The following is a 21,899-nucleotide window of genomic DNA, read 5'->3' on the forward strand; positions in this document are numbered from 1 at the left end:
AAGCGCTCTCAGAAGTCCGTGTTGTTGCCGAGAGCGGTCTCGATGAGCGCGTCGACATCCATGCCGTCGATGTCGTCGATCGATTCCGGGTCGGTTTCGAGGTCCTGCTCAGTACGGGGATCCGCTGCTTCGGCGAGCTGGAGCAGCACGTCCAGCACACCGGCCTCACGCAGCCGGGACAGGGGCAGCGAAGCCAGGGTCCGGCGGATCCGGGCGTCGTCCTCCGGCTCGGCGGCGGAGTCCGCGTCGCCCTCCCCGCCGAGTTCTGTGCTCAGGTACGCGGCCAGGGCGGCCGGTGTCGGGTAGTCGAAGACCAAGGTGGACGGCTGGGCGAGGCCGGTGGCCTCCGTCAGCCGGTTGCGGATCTCCACGGCGGTGAGCGAGTCCAGGCCGAGGTCGCTGAACGCGACCGTGGCCGGGAGCGCTGCCGCGCTGTCGTGGCCGAGCACCGACGCCGCCTCGCCGCGTACGAGCTCGAGAAGCATCCGCTCGCGGGCGGCGCCGGTCGCCGAGGCCAGGCGCTGGCCCTGCTCCGTCAGGCCCCGGCCGCCATCCGCGCCGGGCGACCGCGTTCCGGCGTGAGCGGTTCCCGCGTGCGTGCCGGGCGGTGCCGTCAGCGCGCGCGCCTCGGGCAGTTCACCGAGGAACGGGCTGGGGCGGGCTGAGGTGAACAGCGGGAAGAACCGCTCCCAGTCTACGTCGGCCACCGTCACGCAGGGGTCCTGTGCCGCGACCGCCAGCTCGAACGCCCTGATCCCCAGCCGGGGCTCGAGCGCGCCGAGCCCGCGCCGCCGCAGATACGCGGCGGCCTCCTCCGAGGTGGCCATGCCCGCGTCGGCCCAGGGGCCCCAGGCCACCGAAGTCGCGGGCAGGCCCTCGGCGCGGCGCTGCGCGGCGAGCGCGTCGAGGTAGGCGTTGGAGGCGGCGTAGGCGGCCTGACCGCCGCTGCCCCACACGCCGGCGATCGACGAGAACAGCACGAACGCGTCCAGGTCCGCGCCGGCCAGCAGCTCGTGCAGGTTCCGGGCACCCGCCACCTTGGCGCGCAGCGTCCCGGCCAGCTCGTCGGCGGTCAGCTCGGCCAGCGGCGTCGAACCGGTCGCACCAGCCGTATGGATCACGGCGGTGACCGGATGCCGCGCGAGTACGCCGGCGAGCGCGTCCCGGTCGGAGACATCGCAGGCGACCACGGTTACTTCGGCCCCCAACCCCCTGAGCTCAGCGACGAGTTCGGTCGCACCCGGAGCATCCGGGCCCCGCCGGCTGGTGAGTACGAGGTGTACGGCGCCCCGCGCCGCGAGCCGTCGGGCCACCTGTCCACCGAGCCCGCCGGTGCCGCCGGTGATCAGGACGGTACCGCCCGGACGCCATGGGGCATCCTGGGCCGTGGCCTCGGCCGGGGCGGCATGCTCCAGCCTCCGCGCGAAGACTCCGGCGTCCCGCACCGCGACCTGGTCCTCGCCCGTGCCTGCGGTGAGGACCGCGACCAGCCGGGCGGCAGTACGCCCGTCCAGTGCGGCGGGTACGTCCACGAGGCCGCCCCAGCGGTCGGGGTGCTCCAGTGCCACGACCCTGCCGAGTCCCCAGAGCTGGGCACTGTCGGGAGAGGTCGGGGCCTCGGCCGGGCCGACGGCGACCGCGCCGCTGGTCAGGCACCACAGAGGGGCGCCGAGCGCAGCGTCACCGAGAGCCTGCACCAGGAGCAGCGACCTGTCGAGGGGGGTGGCCGTGGTGAGGACGGACGTCGTGGCGGCGGGCGTCGCGGTGGAGGCGAGCAAGGACAGTACGCCGGTGACGTCTCCCCCGGCCCGGTCCGCCGTTTCCTTCAGCAGACCCGTGAGGGTGGCACGGTCCGCATCGGCGCCGACCGTCACCTCGAAGACCCGGCCGCCGTGTTCACGCAGGGCGGCGACGACCCCGGACCCGGCGTCCGGCCCGTGTTCCGCCGAGGTAACGGCGATCCAGGTGCCGGGTGCCGACACCTCCGGTGCCGGGGTCACCGACGTCCAGGTGACGCGGTAGCGCCACGCGTCGACGGCCGTCAGATCCTGCCGTTCCCTGCGCCACGCCGACAGGGCGGGCAACACGCTGCTCAGCCCCGCACCGTCGCCGGGGCCCTCGCCGAGGCCGATCTTCAATGTGCTCGCGACGGACGCCAGGTCCTCGCTCTCGACGGCGGCCCAGAACGCGGCTTCGGCACTGTCCACCACCGTCGGACCCGCCCCCGTACGGCCACCCGTTTCGGCCGTCATGGCGTCCGTGGCGAGCCAGAAGCGCCGTCGCTGGAAGGGGTACGTCGGCAGGGCGACCTTGCGCCCGCTGTACGGGGCGAGGACGGCGGCCCAGTCGACCCCGGCACCGTGGACGTGCACGGTAGCGAGGGCGGTGAACAGCGTCCGGACCTCGTCGCGGTCGCCGCGCAGCACGGGAATCGCGGTGACGTCGATGCTCTGCTGGGCCATGGCGGACAGCACGCCGTCCGGGCCGAGCTCCAGGAGGCGGGTGACACCCTGGGCGTGCAGGTACCGGATGCCGTCGGCGAAACGTACGGCCTCGCGAACGTGCCTCACCCAGTACTCCGGGGTCTGGATCCGGTCCGCGTCGGCGAGCTTGCCCGTGGCGTTGGAGACGATCGGCAGCTGCGGGGCGTGGAAGGTCACCTTGCGGGCCACAGCAGCGAATTCGTCGAGCATGGCGTCCATGCGCGGCGAGTGGAAGGCGTGCGAGACGGTCAGCCGCTTGACCCGCCGACCCGCCTCGCGCCAGGTGGATTCCAGCTCCGCGACGGCATCCGCGTCACCGGACACCACCACAGAGGTCGGCCCGTTGACCGCCGCGATGCTCACCCGGCCCTCGTACGAGGCCAGGACCTCCACGACCTCGGACTCCTCACCCTCGACGGCGAGCATGGCCCCACCGGACGGCAGCGCCTGCATCAGCCGGCCCCGCGCGGCGACCAGGGTGCACGCGTCGTCCAGCGACAGCACCCCGGCGACGTGCGCGGCCGCCAGCTCACCTATCGAATGCCCGAGGAGGAAGTCAGGGGTGACTCCCCACGACTCCAGCAACCGGAAGAGAGCAACCTCCAGCGCGAACAACCCTGCCTGCGTGTATACGGTCTGGTCGATCCACTCCCCGTCGCCGAAGAGCACATCACGCAACGGACGCTCCAGCCGCCCGTCCAGCCGCTCCAGGACCGCGTCCAGCGCCTGAGCGAAGGCGGGGAAGGTCTCGTACAGCTCGCGTCCCATCCCGGCCCGCTGCGCCCCCTGTCCCGTGAACAGGAACGCGATACCACCGGGCTCGGCCGTACCGAGGGCGACGGTGTCCTCCCGTCGGCCCTGCGCCAGTGCGGCCAGCGCGTGGGCGAAGCCGTCCGCATCGGGGGCCAGGACGACGGCCCGGTGCGACAGCGCGGTGCGCGTGGTGGCCAGGGACAGCGCCACGCCCTCGACGGACAGGGCGGGATCACGGGCGAGCAGCGCATGGAGACGACCGGCCTGGGCACGCAGGGCGTCCTCGGACCTGGCAGAGAGCAGCCACGGCAGGTACGCCGGAGCGGTGCGAGCGGGCTGCTCCTCGGCCGGTGCGTACTGTCGCTCGGGCGCGCCTTCCAGAAGGACGTGGGCGTTGGTTCCGCTGACGCCGAACGAGGAGACGCCGGCCCGACGCGGGCGCGCAGTCCGGGGCCACGGGCGGTTCTCGGTGAGGAGTTCCACGGCACCCGACGCCCAGTCGATGTGCGGGGACGGTTCGTCCACATGCAGGGTCCGCGGCAGGACGCCGTGGCGCATCGCCATGACCATCTTGATCACACTGGCCATGCCCGCGGCCGACTGCGCGTGCCCGATGTTGGACTTGATCGAGCCGAGCCACAGGGGGTTGCCCTCGGTCCGGTCCTGGCCGTAGGTGGCGAGGAGCGCCTGTGCCTCGATCGGGTCACCGAGCGCGGTTCCGGTGCCGTGCGCCTCGACGGCGTCGACGTCGGCCGTGGTAAGCCCGGCGTTCTCCAGGGCCTGACGGATGACACGCTGCTGGGACGGACCGTTGGGAGCCGTCAGCCCGTTGGACGCGCCGTCCTGGTTGACGGCCGAACCCCGCACGACCGCCAGCACTTCGTGTCCGCGGCGCCGGGCCTCGGAAAGACGCTCCACAATGAGGACGCCCGCGCCTTCGGCCCAGCCGGTGCCGTCGGCGTCGGCCGAGAAGGACTTGCAGCGGCCGTTCGCCGCGACACCGTTCTGCCGGCTGAACTCGGTGAAGATACCCGGCGTCGCCATGACCGTGGCACCACCGGCGAGAGCCATGTCGCACTCACCGGAGCGCAGCGCCTGCACAGCGAGGTGCAGGGCGACCAGGGAGGACGAGCACGCGGTGTCGACCGTCATCGCCGGGCCCTCCAGCCCGAAGGTGTACGCGATCCGACCCGACGCCACGCTCGACGCGGTGCCGGTGAGCAGGTGTCCCTCGACCTCACCCCGGGCATCGGCGGAAGCCGGCCCCACGCCGTAGTTCGAGGCGGCGGCGCCGATGAAGACGCCGACCTGTTCGCCGCGCAGGGACAGCGGGGCGATACCCGCCTGCTCGAACGCCTCCCAGGAGGACTCCAGCAGCAGCCGCTGCTGCGGGTCCATCGCCAGAGCCTCACGCGGCGAGATCCCGAACAGACCCGCGTCGAACTCGTCCACGTCGTGGACGAAGCCGCCCTGCCGCGTGGCTGAGGTACCGGCCTGGCCGGTCTCCGTGTCGAAGAGTGCGGTGAGGTCCCAGCCGCGGTCGGTGGGGAAGTCCCCGACGGCGTCCACGCCGGACTCCACGAGGCGCCACAGGTCGTCCGGGGAAGCGACGCCGCCCGGGAAGCGGCAGCTCATGCCGACTATGACGATCGGGTCGTCCTCGACCGGCATCTGTGTGCGCACGACCGCCGGAACCGACGCCGTTTCCGTACCGACGAGGTCGTCGTGCAGCCGCTCGGCCAGTGCGGCGGGGGTGGGGTGGTCGAAGACGAGGGTGGCGGGCAGCCGCAGGCCGGTGGCGGCATTGATGCGGTTGCGCAACTCCACCGAGGTCAGCGAATCGAAGCCCAGCTCCTTGAACGCACGGCCCGCCTCGATGGCCTCCCCCGACACATGGCCGAGCACGCCCGCGACCTCGCCCAGCACCAGAGCTGTCAGCTGCCGCTCCTGCTCCGCAGCCGAGAGGCCCGCCAGACGACCGGCAAGTGACGAACGGTCTAGGGCGGCGGCCGTCGCACGCCGCTTCGGTACCCGGACCAGGCCGCGCAGCAGTGCCGGTACGTCGCCCCTGCGCTTCAGCTCGGACAGGTGCAGCCGGACCGGCAGTACGTGCGCGGGGGCCGAGGCCAGCGCGGCGTCGAACAGTGCCATGCCCTGCTCGTCGGAAAGAGCCCCTCCGATGCGGGCGAGGTCGGTGGCGCTGAGGTGACCACTGATGTCGCTGGCACGGCCCCACAGGCCCCAGCCCAGCGACTGACCCGCGAGGCCCCGGGCCCGACGGTGGTGAGCGAGGGCGTCCAGGACGGCGTTGGCGGCGGCATAGTTGGCCTGCCCCGGCGAACCATAGGTCGCCGCGACCGACGAGTACGACGTGAACATCGCCAGGTCCAGCGATGCGGTCAGCTCGTGCAGATGCAGTGCCGCGTCGGCCTTCGGCGCGAACACAGCGCCGACCCGCTCGGGCGTCATCGACGCGAACACACCGTCGTCGACTACACCGGCAGTGTGCACGATGCCTGTGAGGGCGTGCTCGGCCGGAATGCCGTCGAGCACAGCCGCCAGGGCGTCGCGGTCCGAGACGTCACACGCCACCGCGACCGCCTCAGCCCCCAACTCCCGCAGCTCGGCGAGGAGGCCGGTGGCGCCCGGGGCATCCGCGCCCCGGCGGCTGGTCAGCACCAGATGGCGCACCCCGTACTCGGACACCAGGTGCCGGGCCAGCAGACCACCCAGCGCACCCGTACCGCCCGTGATCAGAACCGTGCCATCACGGTCGAGAGGACGGGGGAAGGTGAGGACGTTCTTGCCGACGTGTCCGCCCCGGCTCATCAACCGGAACGCGGACACCGCCTCCCGCACATCCCACGCCCGAACCGGCAACAGGGACAACTCACCCCGCTCGAACAAACCCACAATGATGGTGAGGATCTCGCCCAACCGGTCCAGACCCGCATCGAAGAGGTCGAACGCCTTATACGTGACCCCATCGGCGAAGGAACCTTCCTCGCGAAGGTCGGCCTTGCCCATCTCCACGAACCGACCACCCTCACCCAACAACCGGGCACTCGCGTCGATGTACTCCCCCGCCAAAGCATTGAGAACGACATCAACACCACCCGGAGCCGCCTCACGGAAGGCGTCCTCGAACGACAGATCACGCGAGGAAGCGATCCGCTCACGCGGGACCCCAAGACCCTCCACGACCGGCCACTTCGACACACTCGCCGTCGCAAACACCTCAGCACCAAGATGACGCGCGACCTGGACAGCAGCCATACCCACACCACCAGCAGCCGCGTGCACCAGCACCGACTCACCCGAGCGCAGACCACCGAGGTCAACCAGCCCGTAGTACGCCGTCAAAAACGCCATCGGCACCGACGCAGCCTGCGCGAACGACCACCCCACCGGCACCCGCGCCACCAAACGCCGGTCGACCACCGTCACCGGGCCGAAACCACCGTCAAAGAGACCGAAGACCCGGTCCCCGACCGCCAATCCCTCGACACCGGAACCGACCTCGAGGACCACACCCGCACCCTCAGAACCCATCAACGCAGTGGCATCCGGATACGAGCCGAGAGCGATCAGCACGTCACGGAAGTTCACTCCCGTCGCACGCACACCGACCCGCACCTCACCAGGCGCCAGCGCAGAAAGCGTCACCGCAACCGGCGCAACATCCTCCAAAGCACCCCGGCCAGAACCCTCCAAACGCCAGTGCTGGTCCTCGTCCGGCAACGTCAGCACCGGAAGCGAGGATGCCCTCGCCAAACGCGGCGCCCACAACACACCATCACGCAACGCAAGCTGGGGCTCATCGACACTCAACACAGCAGCCAGCTGCTCCGCCGAAGGCTCCGCACCGTCCACGTCCACCAGCACCAGACGCCCCGGATGCTCCGACTGCGCCGAACGCACCAAACCCCACACACCAGCAGCAGCCAGATCCGTCACCGCACGGCCATCACCCACATCCACCGCACCACGCGACAACAACACCAACCGCGAACCCTCAAAACACTCCTGACCCAACCACCACTGAACAACCCCAAGAACACCACCCACACACTCACCAAACCCACCGGACGACGACAACGACGGCAACCACACCGCCACATCCCCACCCGGCACACCCACCAACTCACCCAGCGCGCACAGCCCAACAGTCCCAGCAAAATCAGCGCTCTCGGGCACCACAACCCGAGCCCACTCCACCCCATACAACCCATCGACGTCCGCCTTCGCAGCCAGCTGCTGCGCCGACACCGACCGCAGCGTGAGCGAGTCCACCGAGACCACCAGGGCGCCCGAAGCGTCGTACCCCTGAAGCGAGATCGCCTCCGGTCCGACGGCGGTCAGCCGCACCCGAAGTTCGGTGGCGGCTGCCGCGTACAGGGACACGCCCTGCCATGCGAACGGCAGCCGCACCGCTGCGGCGTCGTCAAACAGCCCGCCCACCACCAAGGCGTGCAGAGCAGCGTCGAACAGCGCCGGGTGCAGACCGAAGGAACCCGCCTGCGCCTGCTCGCCCCCTGGAAGGACGACCTCGGCCAGCACCGACTCACCGGACCGCCAGGCGGCACGCACACCCTGGAACACCGGGCCATAATCCAGCCCAGCCGCCGCCAGCTCCTCGTACAGCCCCTCCACGGTGACCGATTCGGCCTGCGCCGGCGGCCACGTCAGCGCCTCGGCCCCTTCGGGCAAAGCGGTCTCGTGCGTGAGCACACCGGCGGCGTGTCGGGTCCAGCCGGAATCGGCGGCACCGTCGGGTCGGGAATGGATCTCCACCGTGCGGTCCTCCGCGCCGACCTCGCCGGCCACGCTCACCTGGACCTGGACGGCTCCGCGCCCGGGTCCGGGAAGTACGAGCGGTGCCTCCAGGGTGAGTTCGGCCAACCGGCCGCAGCCAACCTGTTCGCCCGCGCGCAGGGCGAGCTCGACGAACGCGGTGCCCGGGAAGACGACCTGGCCGTGCACGGCGTGATCGGCCAGCCACGACTGGTCCGCGACGGAGAGCCGCCCCGTCAACACCACTCCCGCGCCCGACGCGAGCGACACCTCGGCGCCCAGCAGCGGGTGCCCGGTGGCGGTGAGCCCGGCCCCTGCGACATCGCCCGGTCCGCTCGGGCCGCTCGCCCAGTAGCGCTCGCGCTGGAAGCTGTAGGTCGGCAGTTCCACCGTACGAGCGCCCCACGTGGCGTACACCTCCGCCCAGTTGAGGGCGGTTCCATGTGCGTAAGCGGCGGCCAGCGCCGTGAACAGCGCTTCGGTCTCGTCGCGGTCACCCCGCAGGACGGGGACACCGAGGAGATCGACGGACTGCTGAGCCATTGCCGTCAGCACCCCATCAGGGCCCAGTTCCAGGAGCGTGGTGACACCTCGGTCGTGCAGGCACTGAACACCATCGGCGAAGCGGACGGCTTCGCGGACGTGACGGACCCAGTAGCCGGAGGTCTGGATCTCCTCCGGATCGGCGAGCCGCCCCGTCACATTGGAAATGACCGGAATCCGAGGCGCCTGGAAGGTCAGCTCTGCTGCCACGTCGGCGAACTCGTCGAGCATCGCGTCCATACGCGGCGAGTGGAAAGCATGCGAGACCGTCAGCCGCTTGACCCGACGACCCGCCTCACGCCACATCGCCTCCAGCTCCGCGACAGCATCCGCGTCCCCGGACACCACCACCGAGGTGGGCCCGTTGACCGAGGCAATGCCGACACGGTTCTCGTACGAGGCCAGAGCCTCCGCGATCTCGGACTCGTCCCCCTCGACGGCCAGCATCGCCCCACCAGCAGGCAACGCCTGCATCAGCCGACCCCGCGCGGCGACCAGCGTGCACGCGTCATCCAACGACAACACACCCGCCACATGCGCGGCAGCCAACTCACCGATCGAATGCCCGAGGAGATAGTCGGGCTTGACGCCCCACGACTCCAGCAACCGGAACAGGGCGACTTCGAGAGCGAACAGCGCCGCCTGCGTGTACACGGTCTGATCGATCGCGTCCCCGTCACCGAAGAGCACATCACGCAACGGACGCTCCAACGAGCCATCCATCCGCGCACACACCGCATCCAACGCATCCGCGAACACCGGGAACGCCCCATACAGCCCCCGGCCCATCCCGGCCCGCTGCGCCCCCTGCCCCGTGAACAAGAACGCCGACTTCCCCGGGCTCGCCACCCCTCTGACCACACCTGCGCCCGGCTCCCCCAGGTTCCGCAGGGCGTCGAGGAAGCCCTCGTGCGTTCCCGCGAGTACGACGGCGCGGTGTTCGAGCGCCGCGCGGGTCGTGGCGAGTGACAGACCGATGTCCTGGGGGCGCAGCGCCGGGTCGGCGGCGACGAACGCCGCCAGTCGTTCGGCGCGGGCCCGGAGTGCGACCTCGGAGTGGCCGGTGAGGACCCACGGCACCACGCTCGGCGGCGAGTTGAAGGTGTCCTGTGCCTCGACGGTCTCCGGCGTGGCCGGGGCCTGTTCCAGGATCACGTGCGCGTTGGTGCCGCTCACGCCGAACGCCGACACGCCGGCCCGGCGCGGCGCGGTGCCCTTCGGCCAGTCGCGGGCCTCCGTCAGCAGCTCGACCGCACCCGCCGCCCAGTCCACATACGGGGACGGCTCGTCCACGTGCAGCGTCCGGGGCAGCACTCCATGCCGCATCGCCATGACCATCTTGATCACACCGGCAACCCCGGAAGCGGCCTGCGTATGCCCGATGTTCGACTTGACCGAGCCCAGCCACAGCGGCCGGTCCGCCTCCCGCTCCTGACCGTACGTGGCAAGAAGTGCCTGCGCCTCGATCGGGTCACCCAGCTTCGTACCCGTACCATGCGCCTCGACCACGTCCACATCGGACGGGGCCAGCCCGGAATTGGCAAGGGCCTGACGGATGACGCGCTGCTGCGACGGACCATTGGGAGCGGTGAGCCCGTTGGACGCACCATCCTGGTTGACGGCCGAACCCCGCACGACCGCGAGCACCTGATGACCATTGCGACGGGCATCCGACAACCGCTCCACAAGCAGCACACCAACGCCCTCGGACCACCCGGTCCCATCGGCCGCCGCGGCGAACGCCTTGCAACGGCCATCGCCCGCGAGCCCACCCTGCCGGCTGAACTCGACGAACGCACCCGGAGTCGCCATCACCGTCACGCCTCCGGCGAGTGCGAGCGCGCACTCACCGTTTCGCAGTGCCTGCACCGCGAGGTGCAGGGCGACCAGGGAGGAGGAGCAAGCCGTGTCGACGGTGACAGCCGGGCCCTCCAGGCCGAAGGAGTAGGCGAGGCGGCCGGACATGACGCTCGCCGCACTACCGGTGGCGAGATGGCCCTCGCTGGCGTCCGAGGCGAAGGCGGTGAGGCGGTTGTAGTCCTGGCCGTTGGTGCCCGCGAAGACACCGGTGCGGCTGCCGCGCAGCGAGCGCGGGTCGATACCGGCCCGTTCGAAGACCTCCCAGCCGGTCTCCAGGAGCAGCCGCTGCTGCGGGTCCATCGCGACGGCCTCGCGCGGCGAGATGCCGAACAGGGCCGCGTCGAAGTCGGCGGCGTCCGTCAGGAATCCGCCCTCGCGGACGTAGGAGGTGCCGACCTTGTCCGGGTCGTCGTCGGTGTCGAAGAGCGTGGCCAGGTCCCAGCCGCGGTCGGTCGGGAAGCCGCCGAGGGCGTCCGTACCGGAGTCGAGCAGCCGCCACAGGTCCTCCGGCGAGGCGACCCCGCCGGGGAAGCGGCAGCTCATGCCGATGATGGCGATCGGCTCGTCGGCGCCGACGGCCGGCGGGCCCGCCGGAGCTGCCTCCGTGGCGTGCGTCGAGCTGGAGTCCTCGGCCAGCCGCCCGGCCAGGTGCGCGGCGAGCGCGGCGGCGGTCGGGTAGTCGAAGACGAGGCTCGCGGCCAGTCGCAGGCCGGTCGCGGCGGTCAGCCGGTCGCGGAGTTCGACGGCGGTCAGCGAGTCGAAGCCGAGGTCCTTGAAGGGGCGTTCGCCGTCCACGGCGCCGGGGTCGGTGTGCCGCAGCACGGCCATGGTCTCGGCCCGCACGAGTGCGGACGTCTCGTGCAGCCGCTCGGCCGGGGAGAGCCCGGCGAGGCGGCGTTCGAACTCGGAGTCCGGCACCTGACCCGGGCCGTCCTGGGCGGCGGTGTGCGCGGCCGCTTCGGGGAGGGCCGAGAGGAAGGAGCTGGGCCGGGCGGAGGTGTAGGCAGGGGCGAAGCGGGTCCAGTCGACCCCGGCCACGGTGAGCGTGGTCTCGTCGCCGTCCAGGGCCCGGGCGAGCGCGGACACGGCCAGTTCGGGGCGCATGGGGAGCAGGCCGCGGCGGGTGAGGTAGTCCTCGGCCTCGGCGGTGTCGGCCAGCATGCCGGCCTCCGCCCAGGGACCCCAGGCCACGGAGGTGGCGGTGAGACCACGGGCGCGGCGGGCCTGTGCCAGCGCGTCGAGGGCGGCGTTGGCGGCGGCGTAGGCGGCCTGGCCAGCGCTCCCCCAGATGCCGGAGATGGAGGCGAACAGCACGAACGCGTCCAGCTCGGTGTCGGCCAGCAGCTCGTCCAGGTGTACGGCTCCGGCCGCCTTCGCCCGTACCACTTGCGCGAACTGCTCGGGCGTGGTGTGCGCGAGCGGCCGGGTGTCGACGAGACCGGCGGCGTGCACCACGGCGGTGACCGGGTGCTGCCGGAGCAGGGCGGCGAGCGCTTCGCGGTCGGACACGTCACAAGCCACTGCGAGGGCCTCGGTACCGGCCTCGGCCAGCTCCGCCACCAGGTCGGCGGCGCCCGGCGCAGCGGGGCCGCGGCGGCTGGTGAGCAGCAGTCGGCGCACGCCCTGTCCGGCGAGCCAGCGGGCCACGTGGCCGCCCAGCGCACCGGTGCCACCGGTGATGAGTACGGTGCCGTCGGCCCGCCAGACCGGCTGCGCGGCCTTCGTGCGGGCGGAGGCGCCTGGCACGGCGCGGCGCAGCCTGCGGCCGAAACTGCCGGAGCCGCGGATCGCGACCTGGTCCTCAATGGTGTCGGCGGCCAGCGCGGCCACGAACCTGGGAGCGGTGCGGTCGTCCAGCAGTGCGGGCAGGTCGATCAGTCCGCCCCAGCGCTGGGGGTACTCCAGCGCGGCGACCCGGCCGAGACCCCATACCTGGGCGCCTGCGGGGTGCGTCAGCCGGTCGGAGCAGCCGACGGACACCGCGCCCCGGGTGAGGCCCCGGACGGGGGCGTCGATCCCGGCGTCCTCCAGGGCCTGGAGGAGCACGAGCAGGTCGGCGGCGCCCAGGAGCGAAAGCACTCCGGTCGGCTCTGCTCCGGGCCGCTCGCCCACGATGCCGGCCAGTGCGTCCCGGCCGATGCCTTCCGGAACGGTCAGGACCTCGGTCCCGGCCCCGCCTTCGCGCAACGCGTCGACGACGTCCGCCGCATCGGCCCCTTCCGGGACCACCATCAGCCAGTGGCCGTCCACAGTTGCCCGGCCTTGGGCGGGCAGCGCCTGCCAGCCCACCCGGTAGCTCCAGCCGTCCACGGCCGCCTCGTCACGACGGCCGCGCCGCCACGCGGACAGCGCGGGCAGCAGGGCGCCGAGTCCGTTGCCGGCCTCGTTCGCGTCGAGCCGCAGCTCCGCTGCGAGTGCCGTCAGGTCCTCGTTCTCGACCGCGGCCCAGAACCCTTCCTCGGATTCGTAGGCGCTGCTCTCCGCCCCTGCCGCCATGGAAGGTGTGGACGGGTCGAGCCAGTACCGCCGACGCTGGAACGGGTACGTCGGCAGATCGATCCTGCGTCCCTGCCAGTCCGCGAACACCGCCTTCCACTCCACCGGCACACCGCGCACGTGTGCCCCGCCGACCGCCTCGACGAGCGCACGCACCTCGTCGCGGTCGCCGCGCAGCACGGGAAGCGCCGCGGTGTCGACGCTCTGCCGGGCCATGGCGGAAAGGACGCCGTCCGGGCCGAGCTCGACGAGCGTGGTCACGCCCTGATCGGTCAGGTAGCGGACACCATCGGCGAAGCGGACGGCCTCGCGGACGTGACGCACCCAGTAACCCGGGGTCCGGATCTCGTCCGCGTCGGCAAGCTTCCCGCTCACGTTGGAAACAATCGGAATACGCGGGGCATGGAAGACCAGCTCTCCCGCCACAGCAGCGAATTCGTCGAGCATCGCGTCCATACGCGGCGAGTGGAAAGCATGCGAGACCGTCAGCCGCTTGACCCGACGACCCGCCTCACGCCACACAGCCTCCAGCTCCGCGACCGCATCCGCGTCACCGGACACCACCACCGAGGTGGGCCCGTTGACCGCCGCAATGCTGATGCGGTTCTCGTACGGGACGAGGGCCTCGGCGATCTCGGACTCCTCGCCCTCGACGGCCAGCATCGCCCCACCAGCAGGCAACGCCTGCATCAGCCGACCCCGCGCCGCCACCAGCGTGCACGCATCATCCAACGACAACACACCCGCCACATGCGCGGCAGCCAACTCACCGATCGAATGCCCCAGCAGGAAATCAGGGGTGACACCCCACGACTCCATGAGCCGGAACAGCGCCACTTCCAGCGCAAAAAGCCCCGCCTGCGTGTAAACGGTCTGATCGATCCACTCCCCGTCACCGAAGAGCACATCACGCAACGGACGCTCCAACGAGCCATCCATCCGCGCACACACCGCATCCAACGCATCCGCGAACACCGGGAACGCCTCATACAGCCCCCGGCCCATCCCGGCCCGCTGCGCCCCCTGCCCCGTGAACAAGAACGCCGTCTTCCCCGGGCTCGCGAGCCCACTCACCACACCGCCACCGGTACGCCCGGCCGCGACGTCCGCGAGGCCCCTGCGGAAGTCGTCGGCGTCCGAACCCAGCACCACCGCCCGGTGTTCGAGCGTGGCACGCGTGGTGGCCAGGGAGACCGCGACGTCGGCAAGCGGCCACTCCGGCACCCCGCTCAGCAGGGCCCTCAGGCGCTCCGCCTGCTGCCGCAGCGCGGCCTGCGACCGGCCCGAGAGCAGCCACGGCAGTACGGGGGCGGCCCGAACGACGTCCGTCCTCGGCGCGACCGGCTCGTCCGCCGGTGCCTCTTCCAGGATCGTGTGCACGTTGGTTCCGCTGATACCGAACGACGACACACCTGCCCGACGCGGCCGGCCACCGGCCTCCCAGGCTCGGTTCTCCGTAATCAGTTCGACCGCACCCGCCAACCAGTCCACGTGCGACGACGGCGCGTCCACATGCAGGGTCCTGGGCAGCACGTCGTTCCGCATCGCCATGACCATCTTGATCACACCGGCAACCCCGGAAGCGGCCTGCGTGTGGCCGATGTTGGACTTCAGCGAGCCCAGCCACAGCGGCCGGTCCGCGTCCCGCTCCCGGCCGTACGTGGCGAGGAGAGCCTGAGCCTCGATCGGGTCACCGAGCCGGGTGCCCGTGCCGTGGCCCTCGACGGCGTCCACGTCGGCGGACGTCAGTCCGGCGCCGGTCAGGGCGGCACGGATGACGCGCTGCTGGGAGGGGCCGTTGGGGGCGGTCAGGCCGTTCGAGGCCCCGTCGGAGTTCATGGCCGAACCCCGTACGACCGCGAGCACGTCGTGCCCCTTGCGGCGGGCCTCGGAGAGCGGTTCCACGAGCACCACGGCGACGCCCTCGGACCAGCCCGTACCGTCGGCGGCCTCGGCGAACGGCTTGCAGCGGCCGTCCGCCGCCAGCCCGTCCTGCTTGCTGAACTCGGTGTACGCGATCGGCGTCGTCAGCACGGCCACACCGCCCGCGAGCGCGGACGTGCACTCGCCGTTGCGCAGTGCCTGGACGGCGAGGTGCAGGGCGGCCAGCGACGACGAGCACGCCGTGTCCACGGTCACCGCGGGGCCTTCGAGCCCGAAGGCGTAGGCGACGCGGCCCGAGATGACACTGTTGGCGCTGCCGGTCAGGAGGTGGCCGTCCACCTCGTCGGAGTGCTGGGACCCGGTTCCGTAACCGGAGTTGGAGGCGCCGATGAACACGCCCATCTGCTCGCCGCGCACCGACCGGGGGTCGATGCCGCCGCGCTCGAACGTCTCCCACGCGGTCTCCAGGAGCACCCGCTGCTGCGGGTCCATGGCGAGAGCCTCGCGCGGGGAGATGCCGAAGAGTTCCGCGTCGAAGTCGGTGGCGTCGTGCAGGAAGCCGCCGGTCCGTGCGTACGAGAGATCCTCGCCGGCGAGATCCCAGCCGCGGTCCTCGGGGAAGTCGGAAATTCCGTCGGTGCCGGACACGACGAGCTCCCACAGCTCCTCCGGGGAGGAGACGCCGCCGGGGAGCCGACAGCTCATGGCGACGATCGCGATCGGTTCGTCCACGGCTGCCGGGGCAAGGGGCGCCCGCGCGGCGGAGGTATGCTCCGCCTCCGCGGCCGGCGCCTCCAGCGCGGCCAGCAGTTCGGCCAGGTGGCCGGTCAGTGCCTCGATGCTCGGATGGTCGAAGACCAGCGTGGCGGGCAGGGGGAGGCCGGTGTCCGCGATCAGGCGGTTGCGCAGTTCGACTCCGGTGAGGGAATCGAAGCCAAGGTCCGCGAAGGACGTCGTGGTCTCGATGGCGCCGGGGTCCGGGTAACCGAGCACGCCGGCCACCTGGTCGCGTACGAGGTCGCGCAGGTGCCGGGACCGCTCGGCCGGCGAGATCAGGGAGATCCGTCGGCGCAGCCGGTCGGCGGGCGAGTCGCCCGTACCGTCACCCTGTACGTGGTCCTCGCCCCCGGCGACGGCCGCCGGGATCTCGGCGAACAGCCTGCTGGGGCGTGCAGCGGTGAACACTTCGGCGAATCGCGCCCAGTCCACGTCGGCCACGGTCACGCAGGGGGACGACGCGTCGCGCCCGGAGGTCCCGTGCCCGGAGATCTCACGTCCGACTGCCTGGCCCAGTGCCACGACGGCGAGCTCCGGCGGCAGGGCCCGCAGCCCCCGGCGGCGCAGGTAGTCGGCGGCCTCGCCTCGGGCGGCCATGCCCGCGTCGGCCCACGGCCCCCAGGCGATGGCGGTCGCGGCCAGGCCGCGTGCCCTGCGGCTCTCCGCGAGGGCGTCGAGGGAGGCGTTGGCGGCGGCGTAGGCGGCCTGGCCTCCGCTGCCCCACACTCCGGCGATGGAGGAGAACAGCACGAAGGCGTCGAGGGGCAGGTCGGCCGTCAGCTCGTCGAGGACGAGGGCGGCACGCACCTTGCCGTGGAAGACCGTCTCCAGGCCTTCCGGCCGCAGCGCGTCGATCTCGTTGTCGTCCACGACGCCCGCGGCGTGGACGACGCCGGTCAGCGGGTACGTGTCCGGGATCGCCGCCAGGACGGCGGCCATGGCCTCGCGGTCGGCCGCGTCGCACGCGACGGCCACGGCCTCCGCGCCCAGCTCGGCCAGTTCCGCGATCAGTTCGGAGGTGCCCGGGGCGTCCGGGCCGCGCCGGCCGGTCAGTACGAGGCGCTGGGCACCCCGCTGGGCCAGCCAGCGGGCGACCTGCCCGCCGAGCGCACCCGTGCCGCCGGTGATCAGAACGGTGCCGTGCGGCTGCCACTCCTCGCGCCCGGCTCCGGCCCGGGTCCGCGGCACCGGCCGCAGCCGGCGCCCGAAGACGCCCGAGCCGCGCAGCGCGAGCTGGTCCTCGCCCGAGCCGCCCGCGAGCACCGCCGCCAGCCGGGCGGCGGCCCGGTCGTCCAGCACCTCGGGCAGGTCGACGAGACCGCCCCAGCGGCGCGGGTGCTCCAGCGCCGCCACCCTGCCCAGGCCCCACACCTGCGCCTGCTCCGGCCCGGGGGCCGGATCCGCGTGCCCGACGGACACCGCGCCGCGGGTCAGGCACCAGAGCGGGGCGTCGATGCCCGCGTCGCCGAGGGCCTGGAGAAGCACGAGGGCCCGGCCGACGGGATCCGTACCGTCGACCGCGGGCACGGGAGCAGCGGTCGGAAGAGAGACGACACCGGTGAACGGGAGGTCCCTCTCAACCGCCTCGGCCAGCCGCTGCGCGAGAGCGGCGCGTTCGCCGTCCCCCGCGACGGTGACGGCCTCGGCGCCCGCGTCCCGCAGGACGCGTGCCACCGTTTCGTCGTCGGACGTCTCCGGGCCCGTCACGATCAGCCAACGTCCGCCGCCCACTGTGCCGGACACGTCGGTCAGGGGCCGCCACACGATCTCGTACGACCAGCTGTCGACGGTCGCCCGGTCCTGCCGCCCGCGCCGCCAGGCGGACAGGGCCGGCAGCACGGCGTCGAGCCCACTGCCCGCATCCACTCCCAGGGTGTCGGCCACCGAACCCAGGTCCTCGGACTCCACCGCCGCCCAGAAGGTGGCCTCGGCGGCGTCGGCGGAGGTCGGCTGTGCTTCGTGGGCGGCACCCTCCAGCCAGTAGCGCCGACGCTGGAAGGCGTACGTGGGGAGGGCGACCTTGCGTGCGCCGTACGGGGTGAAGAACGCGTCCCAGTCGACGGGGGTGCCGTGCACGTGGACACTCGCCAGCGCGGTGAAGAGCGTTTCGGTCTCGTCGCGGTCGCCGCGCAGGGCGGGAACGGCGACGAGGTCGGCGGTCTGCTGGGCCATGGCCGACAGCACTCCGTCCGGGCCGAGCTCGACGAGCGTGGTCACGCCCTGCGCACTCAGGTACCGGATGCCGTCGGCGAAACGGACGGCCTCGCGGACGTGACGTACCCAGTAGTCCGGGGTGCGGATCTCGTCGGGGTCGGCAAGCTGCCCGCTCACGTTGGAGACGATCGGGATCCGCGGCGCGTGGAAGGTCAACTTACCGGCCACCGCAGCGAATTCGCCGAGCATGGCGTCCATGCGCGGTGAGTGGAAGGCGTGCGACACCGTCAGCCGCTTGACCCGCCGACCCGCCTCGCGCCACCCGGTCTCCAGCTCCGCGACGACATCCGCGTCTCCGGAGATGACCACGGAGGTGGGCCCGTTGATCGCGGCGATGCCGACACGATTCTCGTACGAGGCCAGAGCCTCCGCGATCTCGGGCTCCTCGCCCTCGACGGCCAGCATCGCCCCACCGGCAGGCAACGCCTGCATCAGCCGACCACGCGCCGCCACCAACGCGCACGCGTCGTCCAGCGACAACACCCCGGCAACGTGCGCGGCAGCCAGCTCACCGATCGAATGACCCAGCAGGAAGTCAGGGGTGACTCCCCACGACTCCATGAGCCGGAACAGGGCCACTTCAAGGGCGAAGAGCCCCGCCTGCGCGTAAACCGTCTGATCGATCCACTCCCCGTCACCGAAGAGGACCTCCCGGACCGGCCGCTCCAACCAGGAGTCCAACCGCTCCGCCACCGCGTCCAACGCCCCCGCGAAGACGGGGAACGCCGCGTACAACTCGCGACCCATCCCGGACCGCTGCGCCCCCTGGCCGGAGAACAGGAATCCCGTCTTGCTGTGGGTCGCCAGGCCCGTCACAGCGCCCTGACCGCCCTCGGCCAGCGCGGCCAGTGCCGCCAGCAGCTCCGCGCGGTCGGCCGCGACGATCGCGGCACGGTGTTCCAGCACCGTCCGGGTGGTGGCCAGCGACTCGGCGCCGTCGAGGAGGTTCAGGTCCTCGTGGTCCGCCACGAACGACCGCAGGCGACCGGCCTGGGCACGCAACGCAGCCTCGGACTTCGCGGAGAGCAACCACGGCAGGCGCGCCGGAGCGGGCTGCACGGGCGGCGCTGCCGGTGCGGATTCCTGCTGCCCGGGCTGCTCGATGATGACGTGGGCGTTGGTGCCACTGACGCCGAACGACGACACACCTGCCCGGCGCGGCCGGCCCTCCGCCTCCCACGGACGGTTCTCGATGAGGAGTTCCACGGCACCCGACGCCCAGTCGATGTGCGGGGAGGGCTGGTCGGCGTGCAGGGTCTGCGGCAGGACGCCGTGGCGCATGGCCATGACCATCTTGATGATGCCCGCGACACCGGCGGCGGACTGTGCGTGCCCGATGTTGGACTTGATCGAGCCGAGCCACAGCGGCCGGTCCGCGTCGCGGTCCTGCCCGTATACGGCAAGGAGCGCCTGGGCCTCGATCGGATCGCCCAGCGCCGTACCGGTGCCGTGCGCCTCGACCACGTCCACCTCGGCGGGTAGCAGCCGGGCGTTGGCGAGGGCCTGGCGGATGACGCGCTGCTGGGACGGGCCGTTGGGGGCGGTCAGCCCGTTGGACGCGCCGTCCTGGTTGATCGCCGTACCCCGCACCACCGCGAGGACCTGGTGCCCGCGTCGCCGGGCGTCCGACAGCCGCTCCACCAACAGCATGCCCGCTCCTTCGGCCCAGCCGGTGCCGTCGGCGTCGGCCGAGAAGGACTTGCAGCGGCCGTTCGCCGCGACACCGTTCTGCCGGCTGAACTCGGTGAAGATACCCGGCGTCGCCATGACCGTGGCACCACCGGCGAGAGCCATGTCGCACTCACCGGAGCGCAGCGCCTGCACAGCGAGGTGCAGGGCGACCAGGGAGGACGAGCACGCGGTGTCGACCGTCATCGCCGGGCCCTCCAGCCCGAAGGTGTACGCGATCCGGCCCGACGCCACGCTGGTCAGCGTGCCGGTGAGCAGGTGTCCCTCGACCTCGCCCCGAGCGTCGGCGGAGGCCGGTCCCACGCCGTAGTTCGAGGCGGCGGCGCCGATGAAGACGCCGGCCTGCTCGCCACGCATCGACAGCGGGGCGATGCCCGCCTGCTCCAGCGCCTCCCACGAGGCCTCCAGCAGCAGCCGCTGCTGCGGGTCCATCGCCAATGCCTCGCGCGGCGAGATCCCGAACAGCTCCGCGTCGAACTCGCCCACGTCGTAGAGGAATCCGCCCTGTCGGGTGGACGACGTGCCGGCCTGGCCGGTCTCCGTGTCGAAGAGTGCGGTGAGGTCCCAGCCGCGGTCGGTGGGGAAGTCCCCGACCGCGTCCGCGCCGGACTCCACGAGCCGCCACAGGTCCTCGGGGGACGTGACGCCTCCCGGGAACCGACAGCTCATGCCGACGATCACCACCGGATCGTCGTCCAGCGGCACGGCGACCGCCGACCGCACCGCTGCGGCCGCGTCCGCTCCCACCAGTTCATCGCGCAGATACTCAGCGAGCGCGGCGGGGGTGGGGTGGTCGAAGACGAGGGTGGCGGGCAGCCGCAGGCCGGTGGCGGCATTGATGCGGTTGCGCAGCTCCACCGAGGTCAGCGAATCGAAGCCCAGCTCCTTGAACGCACGGCCCGGCTCGAGAGCGTCACCCGACGCATGGCCGAGCACGGCCGCGACCTCGCCGAGCACCAGGGCGATCAGCTGACGCTCCTGCTCTGCGGCCGAGAGGCCCGCCAGCCGCCCTGCGAGCGACGAACCGTCCGCCCCGGCCGCCGCCAGCACACGCCGCAGCGGTGTCCGGACCAGTCCCCGGAACAGTGCCGGCACCTCGGCGTACCCCTTCACCCCTGCCAGGTCAAGTCGCATCGGCACGAGGTGCGCGGAACCCACCCGGTGGGCGGCATCGAACAGCGCCATGCCCTGCTCGTCGGAAAGAGCCCCTCCGATGCGGGCGAGGTCGGTGGCGCTGAGGTGACCACTGATGTCGCTGGCACGGCCCCACAGGCCCCAGCCCAGCGACTGACCCGCCAGGCCGTGGGCCCGGCGGTGGTGGGCGAGGGCGTCGAGGACGGCGTTGGCGGCGGCGTAGTTGGCCTGACCGGCCGAACCGTAGCTCGCCGCGACCGATGAGTACAGCGTGAACATCGCCAGGTCGAGGTGAGCGGTGAGCTCGTGGAGCCCGAGGGCCGCGTCGGCCTTCGGCGCGAACACGGCGCCGACCCGGTCGGGCGTCATCGACGCGAAGACGCCGTCGTCGACTACACCGGCGGTGTGCACGACACCGGTCAACGGATACTCGGCCGGAATGCCGTCGAGCACAGCCGCCAGGGCGTCACGGTCCGAGACGTCACACGCCACCGCGACCGCCTCAGCCCCCAACTCCCGCAGCTCGGCGAGGAGGCCGGAAGCCCCCGGGGCATCCGCGCCCCGGCGGCTGGTCAGCACCAGATGGCGCACCCCGTACTCGGACACCAAATGCCGGGCCAGCAGACCACCCAGCGCACCCGTACCGCCCGTGATCAGAACCGTGCCATCACGGTCGAGAGGACGGGGGAAGGTGAGGACGTTCTTGCCGACGTGTCCGCCCCGGCTCATCAACCGGAACGCGGACACCGCCTCCCGCACATCCCACGCCCGAACCGGCAGCAGCGACAACTCACCCCGCTCGAACAAACCAACAATGATGGTGAGGATCTCACCCAACCGGTCCAGACCCGCATCGAAGAGATCAAACGCCCTATACGTGACCCCGTTCACAAAAGAGCCGGCATCACGAAGATCGGCCTTGCCCATCTCCACGAACCGACCACCCTCACCCAACAACCGGGCACTCGCGTCGATGTACTCCCCCGCCAAAGCATTGAGAACGACATCAACACCACCCGGAGCCGCCTCACGGAAGGCGTCCTCGAACGACAGATCACGCGAGGAAGCGATCCGCTCACGCGGGACCCCAAGACCCTCCACGACCGGCCACTTCGACACACTCGCCGTCGCAAACACCTCAGCACCAAGATGACGCGCGACCTGCACGGCAGCCATACCCACACCACCAGCAGCCGCGTGCACCAGCACCGACTCACCCGAGCGCAGACCACCCAGATCCACCAGCCCGTAGTACGCCGTCAAAAACGCCAT

1 protein-coding gene is annotated in these 21,899 nt (G+C 71.8%); it reads right to left on the reverse strand.

The annotated features are described in order from the left end of the window. Positions 1-8 precede the first annotated feature (8 nt). Entirely contained in the window at positions 9-21,899 is a 21,891-nt protein-coding gene (locus tag J1792_RS35495) for a type I polyketide synthase (protein ID WP_505391855.1), read from the reverse strand.

This window comes from Streptomyces triculaminicus (assembly GCF_017349075.1).
Taxonomy (GTDB): Bacteria; Actinomycetota; Actinomycetes; order Streptomycetales; family Streptomycetaceae; genus Streptomyces; species Streptomyces triculaminicus.